This window comes from Micromonospora sp. NBC_00858, from assembly GCF_045207365.1.
Taxonomy (GTDB): Bacteria; Actinomycetota; Actinomycetes; order Mycobacteriales; family Micromonosporaceae; genus Micromonospora.
Window position 1 is genome coordinate 7,126,588 of sequence record NZ_CP108828.1, and the last position, 20,841, is coordinate 7,147,428.

A 20,841-nucleotide genomic window follows, 5' to 3' on the forward strand; every position below is an offset into this window, starting at 1 on the left:
GGCGTACAACCCATGGCGCCCGTCCAGTTGTGAGCAACTGGCGGGCGCCATGGTCTGCCTGGGGCGTATGCGCCCGGTAATATCGGAATCGGTTTATGTAGCCGGGCGCATCTGCCCGGACCGGGATGAGGCTGTTAGAGTCCCATCCCAGCCATGGATTCCGGGCGCTCGCCCGGGATCCACCCCGACCCGCCAGGGATCACCGGCGGCCCGCCTCGCGCAGGAGGAAGAAGTTGCTGTCCGCCTTTCTCAGTGCGTTCCGTACGCCTGACCTGCGCAAGAAGCTGCTGTTCACAGTAGGCATCATCGCGGTCTACCGGCTGGGTGCAACGCTCCCCAGTCCGGGCGTCTCGTACGGCAACGTGCAGAAGTGCCTCGACACCCTCCAGGGTGAGTCGACGGGTGTGCTGAACCTGCTCAACCTCTTCTCCGGCGGAGCGCTGCTACAGCTCTCGGTCTTCGCGCTGGGCATCATGCCCTACATCACCGCGTCGATCATCCTGCAGCTGCTCACCGTCGTTATCCCGCGCCTGGAGCAGCTCCGCAAGGAGGGCCAGGCCGGCCAGGCAAAGATCACCCAGTACACCCGCTACCTGACCCTTGGTCTCGGTGTGCTGCAGGCTTCGGCGTTCGTGGCGCTGGCCCGCTCGGGGCAGCTCTTCCAGAACCGCTGCGACCAGTTCCCGATCATCCCCACGGGCACCGGCATCCCGGACTGGCTGACCCTGGTCATCCTGGTGATGACCATGACCGCCGGTACCGGCATGGTCATGTGGCTCGGTGAGCTGATCACCGACCGGGGCGTCGGCAACGGCATGTCCGTCCTGATCTTCACCTCGATCGCCGCCCGGCTGCCCAGCGAGGGCTGGCAGATCAAGACCAGCAAGGGCTGGGACATGTTCGCCCTGGTCATCGCGCTGGTCCTGGTGGTCATCACCGCGGTCACCTTCATCGAGCAGGCACAGCGCCGCATTCCGGTGCAGTACGCCAAGCGGATGATCGGCCGGCGGATGTACGGCGGCACCTCGACCTACATCCCGCTCAAGGTCAACCAGGCCGGTGTGATCCCGGTCATCTTCGGCTCGTCGCTTCTCTACCTGCCGCAGCTGGCCCTGCAGTTCTTCGATCAGACCGACCCGGGCAAGACCCAGGCGTGGATCCAGAACAACCTGGTCAACCCGAGTAGCCCGATCTACATCACGGTCTACTTCCTGATGATCATCTTCTTCACGTACTTCTACGTCTCGATCACGTTCAACCCGACCGAGGTCGCGGACAACATGAAGAAGTACGGCGGGTTCGTGCCGGGCATCCGCCCGGGCAAGCCGACCGCCGACTACCTGGACTTCATCCTCAGCCGGATCACCCTGCCGGGCGCGCTCTACCTCGGCGTCATCTCGATCCTGCCGAACTTCTTCTTCATCTGGCTGGACAACCAGCAGTACCAGAACTTCCCGTTCGGCGGCACCGCTGTGCTCATCATGGTCGGCGTCGGTCTGGAGACCGTGAAGCAGATCGAGAGCCAACTCATGCAGCGGAACTACGAAGGGTTCCTGCGGTAGATGAGACTCGTTCTGGTTGGCCCACCGGGCGCGGGCAAGGGCACACAGGCCGAGTTCGTCGCCGCCCATCTCTCGGTGCCGAAGATCTCGACCGGGGACATCTTCCGGTCGAACGTCACCCAGGGCACGCCGCTCGGCATCGAGGCGAAGCGGTACATGGACGCTGGCGAGCTGGTTCCGGACGAGGTGACCATCAACATGGTCCGGGACCGGCTGGCCGAGCCCGACGCCAGCGAGGGGTTCCTGCTCGACGGCTTCCCGCGGACCACTCCGCAGGCCGCCGCGCTGGACAAGCTCCTCGCCGACCTGGGCACCGCACTGGACCTGGTCCTGGAACTGGTGGTCGACGACGACGAAGTGATTCGGCGGCTCTCCGGCCGGCGCACATGTCGGGGCTGCGGCAAGATCTGGCACGTCGAGTTCGACGCCACCACCCGGCCCGACATCTGTGACCGGTGTGGCGCCGAGCTGTTCCAGCGCGACGACGACAAGCCGGAGACCATCGCCACCCGGCTGCGGGAGTACAGCGAGAAGACGGCCCCTCTGGTCGACTATTACGGCGCCCAGGGCAAGCTGGTCGGAATCGACGCCACCGGCCCGGTGGAGGACGTCACCACCCGGGCCATCGACGCGCTGCGGTCGTACGGCGGCTGAGGTCCCGCCGGGCCACGGCGGATAGAGTGCGAACAGCGGGGTACGTGCGACGTGCCCCGCTGTTCGGCAACGAAAGGTAATGGCTCCATGCGTCGTCCCCAGCTGGACATCCAGCTGAAGACCCCTGACCAGATCGAGAAGATGCGGGCCGCAGGGCTGGTGGTGGCCGAGGCGCTGCGCCGGATGCGCGACGCGGTGGCCCCCGGTGTGAGCTCGGCCGACCTGGATGCCATCGCCGAGTCGACCATCCGCGAGGCGGGTGGCGTCCCGTCGTTCAAGGGCTACCACGGGTTTCCGGCGTCGATCTGCTCCTCGGTCAACGAGCAGGTCGTGCACGCCATCCCCTCGCCGGGGCAGGTGCTCCGGGACGGTGACCTGATCTCGATCGACTGCGGTGCGGTGCTGAACGGGTGGCACGGCGACTCCGCGATCACCGTCGCGGTCGGCGACGTCGACCCGGCGCTGCTCAAGATGGCCGAGGTTGCCGAGGACGCCATGTGGGCCGGCATCGCCGCCGCCGCACGCGGTGCGGCCAGCGGCAAGGGGCGGCTCACCGACATCTCCCACGCGGTGGAGACCGCGGTCCGCAAGGGCGGCCGGTACGGCATCGTCGACGGTTACGGCGGGCACGGCATCGGCACCGAGATGCACCAGGACCCGCACGTGCTCAACCACGGCCGGCCGGGCAAGGGCCCACGGCTGGTCCCCGGCATGGCACTGGCCATCGAGCCCATGATCACCATGGCGTCCCCGCGCACGGTCGAGCTCGCCGACGGCTGGACGGTGGTCACCCGGGACGGCTCGGTTGCGGCCCACGTCGAGCACTCGATGGCGCTGCTGCCCGACGGAGTCTGGGTGCTCACCGCGTTCGACGGCGGCCGGGCCCGACTCGGCGACCTGGTCACCGCACGCCAGCCCGCCGCCTCGACCGCCCCCTGACCGACACCTACGGCGACCGGGCCGGACGAGCGCCGGCCTGGCGACCCGGCCAGGCGAGCGCCGGCAGGGCCGGCGCCGGAGGCCGCGGCGACCCGGGTGGATCAAGGCGGGACGACCGGGTGGGACGCCGCTGGCGTGTCGGTGGCATGCTTGCCGGCATGGACGGGCGGGACGGGATGCGAGCCGCTGACGCGGACCGTGAGGCGGTTGCGGACCGGTTGCGGGTGGCCCTCGGCGAGGGCCGACTGGACCTGCACGAGTACGACGAGCGGTTGCAGCGGGCCTACGCCGCGCGCACCTACGCCGAGCTGGACGTGCTACTCACCGACCTGCCACCGGTGACGCCCCCGGAGCAGTCGGCGCTGGCGGCGGTCACCCCGCCGGCTGCCGGCCTGCTGGCCGGCGGTACGGGCGGCCAGCCCGCCCCGGTGGCGGCCGGTGGCGTCACCGCCCGCTGGCTCGCCGAGGTGTGGCTGCCGTACCTGCGGGTGATCGCCATCGTGGTGACCATCTGGGCGGTGACCTCGCTGCTCAGCCGGGAGCTGCTCTACTTCTGGCCGGCCTGGGTGGCCGGGCCGTGGGGCGCGGTGCTGGTGGTCCGCACGGTCACCGGGTTGACCGGGGGAGAGCCGCGGCGCCAGGCGATCCAGCGGGAGCGCCGCCGGCAGCGCAAGCGGGCGAAGCGGGACCGCCGACGGGAGCTGCGCGCCGGTGGACTGGACGAACGGGACGACCCGCGACCGGCCGGCTGATCCGCCGGCGTGGGGGAGCCGGTCTGGTGACCCCGGCCGGCGACCGCCCGCGGAGATCATCGGACGCTCGGACGGGGGACCGGCGGCCGACACGGCGGTGCGGTGGGTGGCCGGTTTGGCGACCGCCCGCAGGCCGGCGTACACTTTCAGCTCGGCGCACAGCGTCCACTCCGGCATGCCCACCCTGCGCTTCGGTGGGACCTGGAGCCGCGGCTGGCGCGGGCTTCTGATTCTTGGTCAGTTTCCCGTGTAAGACGTTGTGGGCCGCCCGGAGCAATCGACGTCAGGACAGCGGAGGACATGCCGAAAAAAGACGGAGCCATTGAGATCGAGGGTCGGGTCATCGAGCCCCTGCCGAACGCTATGTTCCGGGTGGAGCTCGCGAACGGCCACAAGGTGCTGGCTCACATCAGCGGCAAGATGCGGCAGCACTACATCCGCATCCTGCCGGAGGACCGGGTCGTCGTCGAACTCTCGCCGTACGACCTGACCCGCGGGCGCATCGTCTACCGCTACAAGTAGTCCTGACGGCGGCCGGGAAGTCCCGTGTCCGTCTTCGACGTCCGGTCTCGTGCTCTGCGCGTCCCCGGGCCAGATGGGAAGTAAGGCAACCGTGAAGGTCAAGCCGAGCGTCAAGAGGATCTGCAACAAGTGCCGGGTGATTCGCCGGCACGGCCGGGTCATGGTGATCTGCACCGACCCGCGCCACAAGCAGCGCCAGGGCTGACTCAGCCCGTCCGGCCGGATCACGGCCGGGTGGTGTTGGTCCGGGCAGATCCCCAGCGACGCACACAACACAAATGCTCGTCCCAGCCACGAGCGGTACGCGAGACGTACTTCTGCGTGGCTGACCCCCGGTCGGAGGCCGGGGCCCGCTCGGGCAACGACCGATCCCGGTCGCCGGCGCTGACAGCGTCGGAAAGACGGGACGGCCGGTAGCGGGGTGGGACGGGTCCACACCTCCGCCACACATCACGAGGAGTACGCCCGCACATGGCACGTCTAGCCGGCGTGGATCTCCCCCGCGAAAAGCGGATGGAGATCGCGCTCACCTACATCTTCGGCGTGGGTCGTACCCGCGCCCTGGAGACGCTCGCCGCCACCGGCATCTCGCCGGACAAGCGCGCTCGGGACCTCACGGACGAGGAGCTCGTTCAGCTCCGCGACCACATCGAGGGCAACTACAAGGTTGAAGGCGACCTGCGCCGCGAGGTCGCCGCTGACATCCGCCGCAAGGTCGAGATCGGCTGCTACGCCGGCATCCGGCACCGCCGGGGCCTGCCCGTGCGTGGCCAGCGGACCAAGACCAATGCACGGACCCGGAAGGGCCCGAAGCGGACCGTCGCCGGCAAGAAGAAGCCCGGCAAGAAGTAACTAGGAGCGCACAGACTTATGCCACCGAAGGCTCGTGCCGGAGCCGCTGTAAAGAAGGTCCGGCGCAAGGAACGCAAGAACGTCGCCCACGGGCAGGCGCACATCAAGAGCACCTTCAACAACACCATCGTGTCTATCACGGACCCGACCGGTGCGGTCATCTCCTGGGCCTCCGCGGGCCAGGTGGGCTTCAAGGGCTCCCGCAAGTCGACTCCGTTCGCCGCGCAGCTGGCCGCCGAGGCCGCCGCGCGTCGGGCCATGGAGCACGGCATGCGCAAGGTCGACGTGTTCGTCAAGGGCCCCGGCTCCGGCCGGGAGACCGCCATCCGTTCGCTGCAGGCCGTGGGCCTCGAGGTCGGGCAGATCTCCGACGTCACCCCGCAGCCGCACAACGGATGCCGTCCGCCGAAGCGTCGCCGGGTCTGAGAGGTAGAGAGAGATGGCTCGTTACACCGGTGCTGACTGCCGCCGTTGCCGGCGGGAGAAGATGAAGCTGTTCCTCAAGGGCAGCAAGTGCGATGGCCCGAAGTGCCCGTTCGAGTCCCGGCCGTTCCCGCCCGGGCAGCACGGCCGCGGCCGCACGAAGGAGACGGAGTACCTGCTCCAGCTCCGTGAGAAGCAGAAGGCCCGTCGTGTGTACGGCGTGCTGGAGAAGCAGTTCCGCGGTTACTACGAGGAAGCCGTTGGCAAGCAGGCCAAGACCGGTGAGGTCCTCCTGCAGATCCTCGAGTCGCGGCTGGACAACGTCGTTTACCGGGCCGGCTACGCCCACTCGCGGGACATGGCCCGCCAGTTGGTCAAGCACGGTCACTTCACGGTGAACGGCAAGAAGGTCGACATCCCGTCGTACCGCGTCAAGGAGCACGACATCATCGAGGTCCGGGGCAAGAGCAAGGAGCTCACCCCGTTCATCGTGGCGCAGGCTCAGGCGGGTTCGCGGGCGGTGCCGGCCTGGCTCGAGGCAATCCCCAGCCAGATGAAGATCCTGGTGCACTCCCTCCCGGCCCGGCAGGTCATCGACACGCAGGTCCAGGAGCAGCTGATCGTCGAGCTCTACTCCAAGTAGTCGGAGCTCGTTGCGGTGGCCCGCCCTCCGGGGCGGGCCACCGGAACAGTTTGTGTCGTGGGCGTCAAATAGCGGGCGTCCCGGAAGAGAAGAGAAACCATGCTCATCAGCCAGCGACCCTCCCTCTCCGAGGAGTCGATCAACGAGACCCGGTCGCGGTTCGCCATCGAGCCGCTGGAGCCGGGCTTCGGCTACACCCTGGGCAACTCGCTGCGGCGCACGCTGCTGTCGTCGATCCCGGGTGCCGCGGTCACCTCGATCAAGATCGACGGCGTGCTGCACGAGTTCACCACGATCCCCGGTGTCAAGGAGGACGTGGTCGAGCTCGTCATGAACATCAAGGAGCTGTGCGTCAGCTCCGAGCACGACGAGCCGGTCAGCATGTACCTGCGCAAGCAGGGCCCGGGCGACGTGACCGCGGGTGACATCCAGCCCCCGGCCGGCGTCTCGGTGCACAACCCGGACCTGAAGCTCGCCACCCTCAACGGCAAGGGCCGGCTCGACATGGAGCTGACCGTCGAGCGGGGCCGGGGCTACGTGACGGCTGCACAGAACAAGCAGTCCGGCGCCGAGATCGGCCGCATCCCGGTCGACTCGATCTACTCGCCGGTGCTCAAGGTGACCTACCGCGTCGAGGCGACCCGCGTCGAGCAGCGCACCGACTTCGACCGGCTGATCATCGACGTCGAGACCAAGCCGTCGATGGGCCCGCGTACCGCGCTGGCCTCCGCCGGCTCGACGCTGGTGGAGCTGTTCGGTCTGGCCCGGGAGCTGGACGAGACCGCCGAGGGTATCGACATCGGGCCGTCCCCGCAGGACGCCCAGCTGGCGGCGGACCTCGCCCTGCCGATCGAGGAGCTGGACCTCACCGTCCGCTCCTACAACTGCCTCAAGCGCGAGGGCATCAACACCGTTGGTGAGCTCATCGGGCGTACCGAGGCCGACCTCCTCGACATCCGCAACTTCGGTCAGAAGTCGATCGACGAGGTCAAGATGAAGCTCGCCGGGATGGGCCTGGGGCTGAAGGATTCGGCCCCGAACTTCGACCCGGCGCACGTCGTGGACACCTTCGGCGAGGCCGACTACGACACCGACGACTACCGCGAGACCGAGCAGCTCTAGTCCGCGCTGCCGCCACAACTGAGGAGCACCAAGCATGCCCACGCCCACCAAGGGCCCCCGCCTCGGCGGCAGCCCCGCGCACGAGCGGCTGATGCTGGCCAACTTGGCCACCGCGCTGTTCCAGCACGGCAAGATCAAGACCACCGAGACGAAGGCCCGGCGGCTGCGTCCGCTGGCCGAGCAGCTCATCACCAAGGCCAAGCGCGGTGACCTGGCCGCGCGGCGGCGGGTGCTGGGCGTCGTCAAGGACAAGGACGTGGTCTACGCCCTGTTCGACCAGATCGCGCCCCGGTACGTCAACCGCCCCGGCGGCTACACCCGGATCGTGAAGACCGGTCCGCGCAAGGGTGACAACGCGCCGATGGCGATCATCGAGCTGGTGGAGGAGCTTCAGGTCGCCGAGCCGAAGGCGAACAAGAAGACCGCCGCCCGCAAGGCCGCGCAGCAGGACAAGGTCGAGGCGCTCGCCCCGGCCGAGGAGACCCCGCAGTCGGCCCAGGCCGACCAGGACTCCGAGGCGCCGGTGTCGGCGTCCGGTGACACCGCCGCCGCCCGCGAGGACAGCGACGAGGCCACCGAGAACAAGGCCTGATCAAGGGCAACGTCGGGCCCGGCACCCCATCGGGGTGTCGGGCCCGACCCATAACTGGAGGTACGAGGTGGACGAGCGGATCCGGCTGCGGCTGGACGTCTCGTACGACGGCACCGGCTTTTCCGGGTGGGCCGCCCAGCCGACCCGGCGCACGGTCGCCGGGGTGCTCGTCGAGACCCTGGACCTGGTGCTCGGTGCCGGCACGGCCACCGGGTTGACCGTGGCCGGGCGGACCGACGCGGGGGTGCACGCGACTGGGCAGGTCTGCCACCTGGACCTCCCCGCCGACGTGTGGCGGCAGCACGAGCAGCGGCTGCTGCGCCGGCTGGCCCGGCTGCTCCCCACCGACGTGCGGGTACGGGCGATGACCGAGATGCCGGCCGACTTCGATGCCCGTTTCTCGGCCACCTTCCGCCGCTACGAGTACCGGGTCACCGACGCCCGGTACGGCGCGGAGCCGCTGCGCCGGCACGAGGTGCTGGCCTGGCCGAGGCCGCTGGATCTGGCCGCGTTGAACGCCGCGGCGACCGGCCTGGTCGGGGAGCACGACTTCGCCGCGTACTGCCGGCGCAAGGAGAACGCGACCACCCTGCGCGAGGTGACCCGGCTGGACTGGCGCCGTGACCCGGACGGCATCCTGGTCGCCACCGTGCAGGCGGACGCGTTCTGCCAGGCCATGGTGCGCAGCCTGGTGGGGGCGATGCTGGTGGCCGGGGACGGCCGCCGCCCGGTGGAGTGGCCGGGCAGCCTGCTCACCCGCCAGGAGCGGTCCAGCGAGGTGACCGTCGCGCCGGCGCACGGGCTGACCCTGGTCGAGGTCGGCTACCCGGCCGACCCGGCCGAGTACGCCCGACGCGCCGACCTCACCCGCCGGCTACGGGTCCCGGTCGAGGGCTGACCACCGACGGCCGACCCCCGGTCGAGGGCTGGCCCGCCGACGGCCGGGACCGTAGCCGGCGGGGCGAGGTCAGTCGCCCGGCAGACTGTCGTTGCGGGTGCCGCCGCTCTGCGTTGCGCCGCTCTCCGTCGGGCCCGGGGTCGGTTGCCCGGCCGTGCCGCCGTCGACCCGCTTCTGCAGCACGCCTTGGCTGAGGTGCAGCTCGATCATGTCGAAGAGGATTTCCCGGACCTTGGTGTCGCCGGACTTGACAGCGGTCCCGTCCGCACGGACCACCAGCGCGTACGCCAGGTAGTGGCCGCGGACCTGCCAGCCGACCCGCGCCGGGGCGGTGGCCACCACGGCACTGCCGTCGCCGTCGCTGCCGACCATGCCCCGGAATCGGCCCTGCCGCTCGTCGAGCAACTGCCGGATCCGGTCCCGGACCCGTTCCGCGCTGACCTTGTCGGTCAGGTTGAACAGCCCGGTGGTGACCAGGTGGTCGCCGTCGGGAGTCCGCAGTGTGGCCCGGACCACCTGGTTGCAGCCGAGCCGGACCAGCAGGTCGGCCACCTCGTCGGTGGCGGCGACGGCGCAGCTGCCGCTGGAATGCGTCTTGAGCACCTTGTAGGCCGGCTGGCCGTCGGTGAGCTTCAGCTCCTTGCCGGGGAAGAGTTCCTTGGCGGTGAGCGGAGCCTGGTCGGTGTCCCGGGAGTCGAGGTCCTCCCGTTCCGCCGGGGCGGCGGACGCGGCGGCGGCGTTCGGCTGGTAGGTCGGAGTGGCCTGCGGCTGCGGGTCGCGATCCATCAGCAGCGCGGCGACGCCCAGGCCACAGAGCGCGAGCAGGACCAGGACGGCCGCGCCGCCGATCAGCACCTGCCAGAGTCGGCCACCGCTGCGCTCGGGGGGCGCCTCGATCGGCTGTGCCGAGGTGTAGACCTGATCGCGAGGCGCGGCGGGCGGGATGTCGGCACGGGCCGGCGGCGGCTGGGACGACGGCAGCGCGATCTGGTTCGGCCGGCGCAGCGACGGGGTGGGGAAGCGCGACGGAGAGGGCCCGGCCGGCGGGGGCGGGCCGCCGGGCACCGCCAGGTCGGACCCGGGCTCCGGGTACTCCTCGAAAGCGTCCTCATCGGACTCGTACCGATACACCATGTCGCCCAGAGTAAGAGGCATTGTCCCTTTAGGGGGTAATAACGGGAAATGTACGCGTGGGCCGTGTCATGGCGTGCCTGGGCCGGTGCGAGAATTGCCGGCGTGACCGGAGACCACTACTTCAGCGCTCAGCCCGCCAGCGACGCTCCGCCGCGCGAGGTCGAGTTCTCCGTGGCCGGCCGCGACTACCGGCTCGCCTCGGCCGGTGGGGTCTTCTCCGCCAGCCGTCTCGACCCGGGCACCGCCGTGCTCCTGCGGAAGGCCGAGCTGCCCACCGCCGACACCACCGGCGATCTGCTCGACCTCGGCTGCGGGTTCGGGCCGATCGCCTGTGTGCTGGCCGACACGGCACCGGCGAGCACCGTCTGGGCGGTCGACGTCAACGCCCGCGCCCGCGAGCTGACCGCGGCCAACGCGGCCCGGGTCGGCGCCGCCGACCGGGTCCGGGTCAGCGCGCCGGACGACGTACCGGCCGAGATCCGCTTCGCCCAGCTCTGGTCGAACCCGCCGATCCGGATCGGCAAGGACGGGCTGCACGACCTGCTGCTGCGCTGGCTGCCCCGGCTCGCCCCGGACGGCGTCGGCTGGCTGGTGGTCGCCCGGCACCTCGGCGGCGACTCACTGCACCGCTGGCTCACCGAACAGGGCTGGCAGGTTGAGCGGTGCGCCAGCCAGAAGGGCTTCCGGGTGCTGCGGGTCACCCGGTAATTGGATGTCCCCCCGGCCCTCACTGGGGCAGGATCCCGGCGTGGGATACGTGGATGTGGCAGCGGTCGGGCACATCCTGCCCGACGGTCGGGAACTCTTCGCCGACGTGTCGTTCCGGGTCGGGGAGGGCAGCAAGGTCGCCCTGGTCGGGCCGAACGGCGCGGGTAAGACGACGCTGCTGCGGATGGTCGCCGGCGACCTGCCGGTGCGTACCGGCGCCGTAGCGCGGGCCGGTGGGTTGGGCGTGATGCGCCAGTTCATCGGCATGATCGGCGACGAGTCGACGCTGGCCGACATGGCGCTGTCGTTGGCCCCACCGGCACTGCGCGAGGCCGGCCGCCGGCTCGGCGAGACCGAGGCGGCCATGCGGGCGGCCGAGGTCCGCGGCAAGTACAGCACCGCCGCCGGCAAGGCCCAGCTGGCGTACGCCGACGCGCTGGGCGCCTGGGGCGAGGCCGGCGGGTACGACGCCGAGGTGCTCTTCGACACCGTCGCCACCATCGTGCTCGACCTGCCCTGGGACGGCGTCCGGGACCGGCCGGTCCGCACCCTCTCCGGTGGACAGCAGAAGCGCTTCGCACTGGAGCTGCTGCTGCGCGGCCCCGACGAGGTGCTGCTGCTCGACGAGCCGGACAACTTCCTCGACGTGCCCGGCAAGCGTTGGCTGGAGGCGCGGCTGCGCGAGTCGACCAAGTCGGTGCTCTACGTCTCGCACGACCGCGAGCTGCTGGCCCAGACCGCCGACCGGGTGGTCGCCGTGGAGGGCGGCAGCGCCTGGGTGCACCCGGGTGGCTTCGCCAGCTGGTACGAGGCGCGGGTGGCCCGACACGCCCGTCTCGACGAGCTGCGCCGGCGCTGGGACGAGGAACACCAGAAGCTGCGCGAGCTGATGCTGATGTACAAGCAGAAGGCGGCGTACAACGACGGGCTGGCCTCGCGCTACCAGGCCGCGCAGACCCGGCTGCGCAAGTTCGAGGAGGCCGGGCCGCCGCCCGTACCGCCGAAGGACCAGGACATCCGGATGCGGCTGACCGGCGGGCGGACCGGCAAGCGCGCGGTCGTCTGCGAGCAGCTGGAGCTGGACGGCCTGACCTACCCCTTCGACCTGGAGATCTGGTACGGCGACCGGGTGGCTGTGCTCGGTGCCAACGGCACCGGCAAGTCGCACTTCCTGCGGCTGCTGGCCCGGGGCGGCACCGACCCCGACCCGGCGAACGGGCCGGTCGACGGTGCGGGCGCGCTCGCCCCGGTGGCGCACGACGGCACGGCCCGGCTCGGTGCCCGCGTCCGCCCCGGGCACTTCTCCCAGACCCACGACCGGCCGGAGCTGATGTCGAAGACGCTGGTCGAGATCCTCTGGCGGGGCGACGAGCACCGGACCGGGATGGACCGGCACGCCGCGATGGGTGTGCTCAGCCGGTACGAACTGGCAGCCCAGGGCGACCAGCGCTTCGGCACCCTCTCCGGTGGGCAGCAGGCCCGGTTCCTGGTGCTGTTGCTGGAGCTGTCCGGGGCGACCCTGCTGCTGTTGGACGAGCCCACCGACAACCTCGACCTGGCCAGCGCCGAGGCGCTGGAGGCGGGCCTGAACGCGTTCGAGGGGACCGTGATCGCGGTCACCCACGACCGCTGGTTCACCCGCTCCTTCGACCGGTTCGTGCTGTTCCGGGGCGACAGCGAGGTGGCGGAGACCCCGGAGCCGGTCTGGGACGTCGGGTGATCCCCGCCGACCTGCCCGACCGGCTGTGCGCCGTCGAGGGGGTGGTGGCCGTGGCGCTCGGCGGTAGCCGGGCACGCGGCGAGCATCGCCCGGACTCCGACTGGGACCTGGGTCTGTACTACCGGGGTGAGTTGGACGTACCGGCGCTGCGTGCGGTCGCCGCGACGGTCGCCGACGACACCGACATCGCGCTCACCGCCCCGGGTGGTTGGGGCCGCTGGGTCAACGGCGGTGGTTGGCTGCGGATCGACGGGTCCGCTGTGGACTGGATCTACCGGGACCTCGACCGGGTGCACCGCGTCTGGACGGACTGCCGGGCCGGTCGGTACGAGGTCGGGGTGCAGGCCGGGCACCCGCTCGGGTTCTACTCGTCCGCCTACGTGGGCGAGGTGGCGCTGTGCCAGGTGCTGGCGGACCCGACCGGCCAGCTGACCCGGCTGAAGGAGCAGACCCGGGAGTATCCGCCCGCGCTGGCCGACGCGCTGGTGGCCGGCGGCTGGGAGGCCGGGTTCCTGCTGGCCGGCGCGGCCAAGGCCAGCGCCGGCGGGGACAGCGGGTACGTCGCCGGCTGCCTGTTCCGGGTGGTCGGGGTGCTCGCCCAGGTGCTGCACGCCCGAGCGGGCCGGTGGCTGGTCAACGAGAAGGGGATGATCGCCGCCGCGGGGCGGTTGCCGGGCGCGCCGCCGGACTTCGAGCAGCGGGCGCAGGCCCTGCTCGGCGCCGTCGGCCGCAGCCCCGCCGAGCTGACCGCCACCCTCAGCGCCGCCCGCGAGCTGGTCACCGAGGTGGTCGGCTGAGCCGCCGCCGAGGTGGCCCACAACCGGCCGGCATAGGGTGGATCTCGTGACTGAGATGACCTATCGCCGGCTGGGCGACTCCGGGCTCGTGGTGTCCGTGGTCGGCATCGGCTGCAACAACTTTGGCCGCAAGCTCGACCTCGACGGCACCCGCGCGGTGGTGGACGCCGCCCTGGACGCCGGGATCACCCTGTTCGACACCGCCGACATCTACGGCGAGCCGCAGGGCGGCTCCGAGGAGCTGCTCGGACAGGCGCTCAAGGGCCGCCGGGACGACGTGGTGGTGGCCACCAAGTTCGGCATGGACATGAACGGCCTGAACGGGCCGGACTTCGGCGCCCGGGGTTCGCGGCGCTACATCGCCCGCGCGGTGGAGGCGTCGCTGCGCCGGCTCGGCACCGACCACATCGACCTCTACCAGATGCACGAGCCCGACCCGGGCACCCCGATCGACGAGACGCTGGCGGCCCTGGACGACCTGGTCCGCGACGGCAAGGTGCGCTACCTGGGCAACTCCAACTTCGCCGGGTGGCAGATCGCCGACGCGGACTGGGTCGCCTCGTCCAGCGGCCGGGCCCGCTTCATCAGCGCGCAGAACCACTACAGCCTGGTGGAGCGGTCCGTGGAGACCGAGGTGATCCCGGCCTGTGAGCGGTTCGGGCTCGGCATGCTGCCCTTCTTCCCGCTCGCCAACGGTCTGCTCACCGGCAAGTACCGGCGCGACGGGCAGCCGCCGGCCGGCAGCCGGCTCTCCGGCGGTGGCCGGTACGCCGAACGGCTCGCCGCCGCCGACTGGGACACCATCGAGGCGATCGAGGCGTACGCGGCCGAGCGGGGGCTGACCATGCTCCAGGTGGCGATCGGCGGGCTGGCCGCCCAGCCGGCGGTGACCTCGGTGATCGCCGGCGCCACCACGCCCGAGCAGGTGCACGCCAACGCCGCCGCCGGCACCTGGGAGCCCACGGACGAGGACCTGGCGGCGCTGCGCGCCATCCTCTGAGCCGCCTGGTCGGGCGTCGGGCCGGGCCGCTCATGGCGGCCCGGCCCGATCATCCGAGACGGTCAGTCGGGGCGGCGGCTGACCAGCATTGCCACCGCCACCGCCAGCGCGGTGAGCACCAGGGCGGCCAGCCCGACCGGCCACCACCAGGCGCTCCCGTCCGCGGCGGCGCGACCGTCGGCCGCCGCCGGCGCCGTCACGGCGACCCGCGCGGGAGCCGGCGGAGGCGACTGCGCCGGCCGCGCCTGCACCTCGGCGCCGGCCTGACCGGGGTTCGGCGCCGGGGCGCTCACCGTCACCCGCCACGTGCCCGGGGAGAGTAGCGGGCCGCTGCTGTAGAAGCCCTGCCCCTCGGGTGCCGGTTCCAACTGCACCGGGCCGAGCCGCCGCCCCTCCGGGCCGGTGCCGGTGAGGGTCAACCGCACCGGCTTGTCCAGCCGATGCCCGTCGGCGTAGGTGGCCTGCACAGTGACCCCGTCGGCCCCGTCGCCGGCCACGGTCAGCTTGAGCTTGCCGGTGTGCGCTGCGGCCGGAGCCGCCGAGAACAGGATCAGGGCCAGTCCGACGAACAGGGCGGCCAACCCCTTGCGGATACGCGTCACGGACGCCTCCTCACTACGGATGAGGGAGGCCCCTCCCCGGCGCCGGAGCGTCGGGGAGGGGCCTCGTCGGATCAGAGCTGGCGACCGGGGGCGAGCCGGGTGGCATCGCCACCGAGCCGCCCGGCACCCTTGACCGGCTCGCCGTCATTGGCCCGGACTCCGGCCTTGCTCGCCACGCCGCCGAGCCGGACGATCATGGCGTCGGCGTCCCGGATCAGGACGTCCCGGATCTCGGCCTCGGCCACCAGGGTGGCGTCGGCGGCGAGCGCCCGGAACGCGGTCAGCTGCTTGATCGCCTGAGCGTCCTTGCCGGACGCCTCGGCCTTCCGAGCCGCGTCGAGCTTCGCCGTCAACTGCTTGTGCGCGTTGGCCGACAGCCGCCCCGTCGCCTTGAACCGGTCCAGCAGGTTCTGCATGTCCCGGAACGAGGTGGTGACGAAGAACCGGACCTCCGAGGTGGTCTTGTTGCCAGCCTTGTCGGTCGCGGTCACGGTCAGCTCGTGCAGGCCGAGTGGCAGCTCGTACATGGCCTGCAGAGTGCCGCTGACGTACGGCCGGCCGTCCAGGTCGCCGACCACGGTCGCGATGCCCGAGGTCGGGTCGACGGCCTGCCAGGACACCCGGACATCCTGGCTGTCCCCGTAGAGCTGACCATCGGCGATCCCGGACACCAGCAGCGTCGGCTTGGTGCCGTCGATCCGTAGCACCGCCGACTTGAGCGTCTCGGCGTTGCCCGCCTTGTCGGTGGACCGGAACAGCAGCTCGTGCTGCCCGTCACCGGTCACCCCGACCGGCGCCGAGTACGGCGTCCAGGCGCCACCGTCCAGCGACCACTCCACCGTCCTGACCCCGGACCCGGCATCGGTCGAGGTCAGCACGACGGGGATGGTCCCGTTGTGCCAGCCGGCGTCGTTCGCGGGAGCGAACGTCGCCGAGGTGACCGGCGCGGTGGCGTCGATCTTGACCGCGACGGTCTTCGTCGACTCCACGTTGCCCGCCTCGTCGGTCGAGCGGAACCGCAGCTCGTGCTCGCCGTCCCCGCTGACCGCCACCGGAGCGGTGTAATCCGTCCAGGTGGTGGCCCCGTCCAGCTGGTACGCCGTACCGGCCAACCCACTGCCGCCGGCCTCGTCGACGCCGGTCAGGGTGACCGTCACCGGCCCGGTGTACCAACCGTCGGTCGGGGTGCCGGAGACCGCCGCCGTGGTCACCGGTGCGGTCTCGTCGGCCGCCTCGGTGCTGAGCCGGAAGTAGTCGAACCCGGCGGTCTTCGAGGCGGTCTGGTTGGCGCCGAGGGTGAACAGCCCGACCTTCGGGGTGGCCCCGACCGCGCTGTTGGTGAGCGCGGTCAACGCGGTCCAGGTTGCCCCGTCGGCCGAGTACGACGCAGTGAAGGTGTCGCCGCTGCGGGCCAGCCGCAGGTACCACACCGCACTGGTCAGGTTGCCCGCCTCCGGCTGCGGGTTCTGGACCGTCCCGCCGATCTCGCTGCGGAACTCGATCCGCCGCGTCACCGGCTGGCCGGGCTGATTGTCCGCGATGTAGTCGAACTTCAGGTAGTTGTCGTCGTCGGCCAGCACGATGAGGCCGGCCTGCTGGTACTGCTCGTTCAGCAGGCTGCCGTCGACCTTCGTCTCCAGGGTCCAGTCGCCGGACGGCGCGGTCTGGAGGATGAAGTTCTTCGGCCCGGTGTTGTCGCCGCCGTAGATGTCACCGTTGGGCACGTCGACCCGCAGCGCGCCACCGGTGACCCGGTAACCGTTCGGGTCCTCCCGCAGGATCGCGTTCCACCGGCACTTGTCCAGCGCGTCGCCGGTGAACTCGTCCGACGGCTCGACCGGCCCGGCCGGGGCGTCCGGCGTGATCTGGAACCAGTCGAAGCTCGCGTCGACCACCGGCGCCTCGGTGCCGCCGTTGAGCGCGAAGAGCCCGATCCGCGGGTTGGTGATGCCGTCGAGCGCGGCCGACCGGCCGACCGGGGTGAAGGTCTGGCCGTCGGCCGAGACGGCCGCGGTCAGGGTCGTCCCGTCGCTGGTGATCCGCAGGTGCAGCGTGTCACCGGCCGGTGCGGCGGTGCTGTCGGCAGCCTCGTTGCGGGGCGTGCCGGCCGTCTCCCGGATGAACTCCACCCGCCGGCTGCCCGAGTAGAGCAGGTCCAGCTTGGCGTAGTTGTCGTCGTCGCCGTACACCAGCAGGCCGGCCTGCTGGTAGTTGGTCGTCACCGGCAGGGTGACCCGGGTGGTCACCTGCCAGGCCCCGGTCGGAGCCGGCTGGAGCACCAGGTTGGTGGCGTCGTTACGGCCGCCGTAGAGGTCACCCACCGCCGTGGGCAGCCGCAGCGCGCCTCCGCTGACCGAGTAGAGCTGGTTCTCCCGGACCACGCTGGTCCACCGGCCCTTGTCGAGGCTGGCGCCGGTGAAGTCGTCCGAGCGCGCCCCGAAGCAGGACGTGTTCGGCGCGTCCACCCGCACCGGCACCGTGGCGTACGCCCTGGCGCCCTTGCTGTCGGTCACCGTGAGGGTCGCGGTGAAGGTGCCCGGGCTGGTGTAGGTGTGGCTGGCGTCCACAGTGGTCGCCGTGCCGCCGTCGCCGAAGTCCCAGGCGTACGTCAGCGGGGTGTCACCCTCGGCGTCGGTGGCCGTGCCGTCGAAGGCGACGGTTACCGGCGCGGTGCCGGTGGCCGGGGTGGCGGTGGCGCTCACCGCCGGCGGCGCGTTCTCGGTGACGCCGCGGCCGAGGAAGTCCATCCAGTTGACGTTGAGCAGCGATCCCGCGCCACCGTTGGGGTCCCGGGCGACGAAGTACAGCGTGCCGCTCCCGGCGCCGGTCACCGGCGCGGTCACGTCCGTGTACGTCTGCCACCCGCCGGTGCCCGGGACGGTGGCCGTGGCGACCACCGGTCCGTCGACCGCACCGGCGCGGACCTCGATCCGGCCTCCGGAAGTGGCCGAGGCGGCCCGGAACCGGATGTCGGTGATGTTGGTGAGGTCCGCCGGGGCGAGCGACCACCAGTCGCCGTCCTCGATGAACCCGATGTTCTGGCCGCCGCCGGCGGTGTCGCCGGTGGTCTCCCGCTGCACGCCGGCGTCGCCGCCGCCGGTGTTCACCGGCGCCCGCCCGGTGGCGGTGAAGTACTCGGCCTGCTTGCGCTTGGGCTGCAACTGCTCGATGGCCCGCCCGGTGAGCGGTCCGGCCCCGCCGGTGCCGCCCTGGTCGGTGTAGGTGGCCTCGAAGACCGCGAAGACGTTCGCCTCGGCGCCGTGCCCGGAGGCGAGCGACGTCTGGACCGTGCCGGTGCAGCCGGTGTGCTGCTCCAGCGGGTGGGCGTGCTCGTCGTGACCGAGCAGCACCTGGAGCTGCACCCGGTCGCAGTCGATCTGCCCGTCCTCCGGGTCGGTCACCTTGACCGTGTAGCGGACCTGGTCACCCCAGTCGAAGAAGCCGCCGTCCGGCGGGAACTCAATGGTCACGGTCGGCGCGGTGTTGCCCACGGTGACCGGTACGTTGGCCACCGCGGTACGGCCCTTCGGGTTGGTCACGGTGAGCTGGGCGGTGTAGCTGCCCGCCGTGGCGTAGGTGTGCGTCGGGTTCGCCTCGGTGGAGGTCTGGCCGTCGCCGAAGGCCCAGGCGTAGGTGAGCGTGCCACCGTCCGGGTCGCGGGAGCCCGCGCTGGTGAAGGCCACCGTCAGCGGTGCCGGTCCCGAGGTGGGGGTGGCGTCCGCCATGGCGATCGGTGCCCGGTCACCGGCGATGTAGTCGATCCGGTAGACGCCGGAGTCGTCGTTGTTGCCGCCGAAACCGGTGCCCCACTCGATCAGGTAGAGCGCGCCGTCCGGGCCGAACTCGAAGTCCATCGGCCGGATCAGGCTCATCCCGGTGAGCAACTGGTTGATGTCCACCAACGACTTGCCGTCGGCGGTCACCTGCATGGTGTACATCTTCGACTGGTTCCACTCGCCGAAGAGCGCCTTGCCGTCGTAGTACGCGGGCCACTTCCGGTCCGAGTTCAGGTCGGCGTCGTACCGGTAGACCGGGCCGGCCATCGGTGCGCCGCCCCCGCCGATCTCGGGGAAGAGCGGGTTGCCGCTGTAGTCGTAGTCGACGGTCGCCGGGACGACCGGCGGCAGGGCGGTGAGGCCGGTGTTGTTGGGCGAGTTGTTCACCGGCGCCGCGCAGTCGAACTTCGCCCCGCTCGGGCCGGACGGGAACGTGTAGTCGTTGTAGGCGTAGTTCGCCCCCGTGCAGTACGGCCAGCCGTAGTTGCCGGGCGTACCGACGATGTTCCACTCCACCGTGCCCTCGGGGCCGCGATTGGGGTTGGCCGCACTGGCGTCCGGCCCGTAGTCGGCGACGTAGAGGGTGTTGGTGCCGGGGTCGATGCCGATCCGGAACGGGTTCCGGAAGCCCATCGCGTAGATCTCCGGCCGGGTCTTCTCGGTCCCCTGCGGGAAGAGGTTGCCGTCCGGGACGGTGTACGTCCCGTCGTCCTCCGGATGGATCCGGATCACCTTGCCGCGCAGGTCGTTGGTGTTGCCGGAGGTGCGCTGGGCGTCGTAGTCCTGCCGGCCGGGCCGCTCGTCGATCGGGGTGAACGCGTCCGACTCGAACGGGTTGGTGTTGTCCCCGGTGACCAGGTAGAGGTTGCCGTTCCCGTCGAAGGTCATGCTGCCGCCAGCGTGGCAGCAGGTGTTGCGCTGCGTGTCGACCCGCAGCACCTGCTTCTCGCTGGCCGGGTCGATGGTGTCGCCGGTCACGGTGAACCGGGACAGCAGGTTACGCGCCACACCGTCGTTCGGCGCGTAGTAGAGGTAGACCCAGTGGTTGGTGGCGAAGTCCGGGTCGAGCCGGATGCCGATCAGGCCGTCCTCGTTGCCGGTGAAGACGTTCAGGTCGACGGCGGTGACAGTGCTGCCGGTGTCCGGCTTGACGATCTGCACCCGGCCGTCGCGCTCGACGTAGAAGACCCGCCCGTCCGGGGCGATGTCCAGCTCCATCGGGTTGCTGGTGTTGCTGTCCAGCGTGACCTTCTCGAAGCTCGAGGTCTTCGAGGCGCCACAGTCGGCGTCCGCCACGCCGGCGGCGGTCCGGATGCCGCCGAGCAGGTGGCTGAGGAACTCCGGCTCGGCGTACGACTCCCGGGTGTGCCCGCCCCCCGTGTACCAGGAGCGGCCGCCGTCGAAGTCCTGGCACCAGGCGATCGGGTGGTCGGCGCCCATCGCGCCAGCTCCCGGGGTGTAGGTCTTCTCGTCCAGGCTGGCCAGCACGTGCACGTCCGGCCGCGGGTTGGTCTGGTAGTTGTACCACTCGTCGAATCGGGACCAACGGTCCGGCAATCCGGTCGTGGACGGGTGGGCGTGCTCCTCCACCTTGACCGTGGCCTGCTGGTTGGCCGGGTGGTTGGCGAAGTACGCGCCGACCAGGTCGCCGTACCAGGACCAGCTGTACTCGGTGTCCGAGGCGGCGTGGATGCCGACGTAACCGCCGCCGGCCCGCACGTAGCGCTCGAACGCCGCCTGCTGCTCGGCGTCGAGGACGTCGCCGGTGGTGGAGAGCCAGATCACCGCCTTGTACTTGGCCAGGTTGGCGTCGTTGAATGCGGCGCCGTCCTCCGAGTTGTCCACGGTGAATCCGTTGGCGACGCCGAGCTGTTGGATGGCCTCGATGCCGGTGGGAATGGAGTCGTGCCGGAAACCGGCGGTCTTGGAGAAGACCAGGACGGAGAAGGGATCGGCCGCGGCCTTCGGCGCCTTCGGCACCACCTGGGTGACCGGGGCTGCGGCTGGCGCCTCTCGTGGGGGGACCTGCGTGGCGGCCGGAGCCGCCTGCGCCGGCAGCCCGAACAGGGTCGTCGAGGCGAGGGCAAGGGAGATCAGGGTCGCAGTGATGGGTACGCGGGCACGACGAGAATCGGACACGCCGCC

General features: G+C 71.0%; 19 protein-coding genes. 16 read left to right on the plus strand and 3 right to left on the minus strand.

The genetic code is table 11. The features are described 5' to 3' along the window. Positions 1–233 precede the first annotated feature (233 nt). From secY to truA, 12 genes are all read left to right on the plus strand, one after another. A complete protein-coding gene (secY, locus tag OG990_RS33260; RefSeq protein ID WP_328420511.1) occupies positions 234–1,562 on the plus strand; it encodes a preprotein translocase subunit SecY in 1,329 nt (442 codons plus the stop codon). Continuing rightward, positions 1,563–2,216 (plus strand): adenylate kinase, encoded by a 654-nt coding sequence (locus OG990_RS33265; RefSeq protein WP_328420509.1) that lies wholly within the window; start codon positions 1,563–1,565, stop codon positions 2,214–2,216. A gap of 87 nt (positions 2,217–2,303) precedes the next feature. After that, on the plus strand, positions 2,304–3,155 hold the full coding sequence (map, locus tag OG990_RS33270; RefSeq protein ID WP_406078248.1) for a type I methionyl aminopeptidase: 852 nt from the start codon (positions 2,304–2,306) through the stop codon (positions 3,153–3,155). 158 nt (positions 3,156–3,313) lie between these two features. Next, the gene (locus tag OG990_RS33275) at positions 3,314–3,907 is read left to right on the plus strand and encodes a DUF1707 domain-containing protein (RefSeq protein WP_406078249.1); all 594 of its coding nucleotides are present in this window, start codon (positions 3,314–3,316) and stop codon (positions 3,905–3,907) included. A gap of 300 nt (positions 3,908–4,207) precedes the next feature. Beyond that, positions 4,208–4,429: a translation initiation factor IF-1 gene (gene infA / locus OG990_RS33280; protein ID WP_007073013.1), complete on the plus strand. Its 222-nt coding sequence runs from the start codon at positions 4,208–4,210 to the stop codon at positions 4,427–4,429. 91 nt (positions 4,430–4,520) lie between these two features. Next, a complete protein-coding gene (gene rpmJ / locus OG990_RS33285) occupies positions 4,521–4,634 on the plus strand; it encodes a 50S ribosomal protein L36 (RefSeq protein WP_012184307.1) in 114 nt (37 codons plus the stop codon). A 266-nt stretch (positions 4,635–4,900) separates the two neighbouring features. Continuing rightward, positions 4,901–5,281, plus strand: coding sequence for a 30S ribosomal protein S13 (rpsM, locus tag OG990_RS33290; RefSeq protein WP_184178702.1), 381 nt, complete (start codon positions 4,901–4,903; stop codon positions 5,279–5,281). Between the two features lie 18 nt (positions 5,282–5,299). Next, positions 5,300–5,707, plus strand: coding sequence for a 30S ribosomal protein S11 (gene rpsK / locus OG990_RS33295; RefSeq protein ID WP_007073011.1), 408 nt, complete (start codon positions 5,300–5,302; stop codon positions 5,705–5,707). A 13-nt stretch (positions 5,708–5,720) separates the two neighbouring features. Then, on the plus strand, positions 5,721–6,347 hold the full coding sequence (gene rpsD / locus OG990_RS33300; RefSeq protein ID WP_089018952.1) for a 30S ribosomal protein S4: 627 nt from the start codon (positions 5,721–5,723) through the stop codon (positions 6,345–6,347). 99 nt (positions 6,348–6,446) lie between these two features. Continuing rightward, on the plus strand, positions 6,447–7,469 hold the full coding sequence (locus OG990_RS33305; RefSeq protein WP_089018953.1) for a DNA-directed RNA polymerase subunit alpha: 1,023 nt from the start codon (positions 6,447–6,449) through the stop codon (positions 7,467–7,469). A gap of 34 nt (positions 7,470–7,503) precedes the next feature. Continuing rightward, positions 7,504–8,061, plus strand: coding sequence for a 50S ribosomal protein L17 (gene rplQ, locus OG990_RS33310; protein WP_328420494.1), 558 nt, complete (start codon positions 7,504–7,506; stop codon positions 8,059–8,061). Positions 8,062–8,128: 67 nt separating this feature from the next. Then, positions 8,129–8,959: a tRNA pseudouridine(38-40) synthase TruA gene (gene truA / locus OG990_RS33315; RefSeq protein WP_355609852.1), complete on the plus strand. Its 831-nt coding sequence runs from the start codon at positions 8,129–8,131 to the stop codon at positions 8,957–8,959. Between the two features lie 69 nt (positions 8,960–9,028). On the opposite strand, the gene OG990_RS33320 is transcribed toward truA, so the two are convergent. After that, entirely contained in the window at positions 9,029–10,093 is a 1,065-nt protein-coding gene (locus OG990_RS33320) for a hypothetical protein (RefSeq protein ID WP_406078250.1), read from the minus strand. Positions 10,094–10,195: 102 nt separating this feature from the next. Between OG990_RS33320 and OG990_RS33325 the strand changes: the two genes are divergently transcribed. From OG990_RS33325 to OG990_RS33340, 4 genes are read left to right on the plus strand one after another with little or no spacing between them, the layout of a single operon-like run. Continuing rightward, positions 10,196–10,801 carry a class I SAM-dependent methyltransferase gene (locus tag OG990_RS33325; protein WP_406078251.1) on the plus strand — a complete coding sequence of 202 codons (606 nt, stop codon included), beginning with the start codon at positions 10,196–10,198 and terminating at the stop codon, positions 10,799–10,801. 40 nt (positions 10,802–10,841) lie between these two features. Continuing rightward, positions 10,842–12,521 (plus strand): ATP-binding cassette domain-containing protein, encoded by a 1,680-nt coding sequence (locus OG990_RS33330; protein WP_328420486.1) that lies wholly within the window; start codon positions 10,842–10,844, stop codon positions 12,519–12,521. Beyond that, positions 12,518–13,318, plus strand: a complete 801-nt coding sequence (locus OG990_RS33335) for a nucleotidyltransferase domain-containing protein (RefSeq protein ID WP_406078252.1) — start codon at positions 12,518–12,520, stop codon at positions 13,316–13,318. Before OG990_RS33330 ends, OG990_RS33335 begins: the two co-directional genes overlap by 4 nt. A gap of 37 nt (positions 13,319–13,355) precedes the next feature. Beyond that, the gene (locus OG990_RS33340) at positions 13,356–14,318 is read left to right on the plus strand and encodes an aldo/keto reductase (protein ID WP_406078253.1); all 963 of its coding nucleotides are present in this window, start codon (positions 13,356–13,358) and stop codon (positions 14,316–14,318) included. Positions 14,319–14,380: 62 nt separating this feature from the next. On the opposite strand, the gene OG990_RS33345 is transcribed toward OG990_RS33340, so the two are convergent. Both OG990_RS33345 and OG990_RS33350 read right to left on the minus strand, forming a co-directional pair. Then, the gene (locus OG990_RS33345; protein ID WP_406078254.1) at positions 14,381–14,920 is read right to left on the minus strand and encodes a hypothetical protein; all 540 of its coding nucleotides are present in this window, start codon (positions 14,918–14,920) and stop codon (positions 14,381–14,383) included. A gap of 71 nt (positions 14,921–14,991) precedes the next feature. Further along, positions 14,992–20,835, minus strand: coding sequence for a ThuA domain-containing protein (locus tag OG990_RS33350; protein ID WP_406078255.1), 5,844 nt, complete (start codon positions 20,833–20,835; stop codon positions 14,992–14,994). Positions 20,836–20,841 lie beyond the last annotated feature (6 nt).

Bases quoted from the DNA above. Each gene is read 5' to 3' on its own strand.
- OG990_RS33265 (WP_328420509.1), top strand. From the start codon at position 1,563: ATGAGACTCGTTCTGGTTGGCCCACCGGGCGCGGGCAAGGGCACACAG.
- map (WP_406078248.1), top strand. From the start codon at position 2,304: ATGCGTCGTCCCCAGCTGGACATCCAGCTGAAGACCCCTGACCAGATC.
- OG990_RS33275 (WP_406078249.1), top strand. From the start codon at position 3,314: ATGGACGGGCGGGACGGGATGCGAGCCGCTGACGCGGACCGTGAGGCG.
- infA (WP_007073013.1), top strand. From the start codon at position 4,208: ATGCCGAAAAAAGACGGAGCCATTGAGATCGAGGGTCGGGTCATCGAG.
- rpsM (WP_184178702.1), top strand. From the start codon at position 4,901: ATGGCACGTCTAGCCGGCGTGGATCTCCCCCGCGAAAAGCGGATGGAG.
- rpsK (WP_007073011.1), top strand. From the start codon at position 5,300: ATGCCACCGAAGGCTCGTGCCGGAGCCGCTGTAAAGAAGGTCCGGCGC.
- rpsD (WP_089018952.1), top strand. From the start codon at position 5,721: ATGGCTCGTTACACCGGTGCTGACTGCCGCCGTTGCCGGCGGGAGAAG.
- OG990_RS33305 (WP_089018953.1), top strand. From the start codon at position 6,447: ATGCTCATCAGCCAGCGACCCTCCCTCTCCGAGGAGTCGATCAACGAG.
- rplQ (WP_328420494.1), top strand. From the start codon at position 7,504: ATGCCCACGCCCACCAAGGGCCCCCGCCTCGGCGGCAGCCCCGCGCAC.
- OG990_RS33320 (WP_406078250.1), bottom strand. From the start codon at position 10,093: ATGGTGTATCGGTACGAGTCCGATGAGGACGCTTTCGAGGAGTACCCG.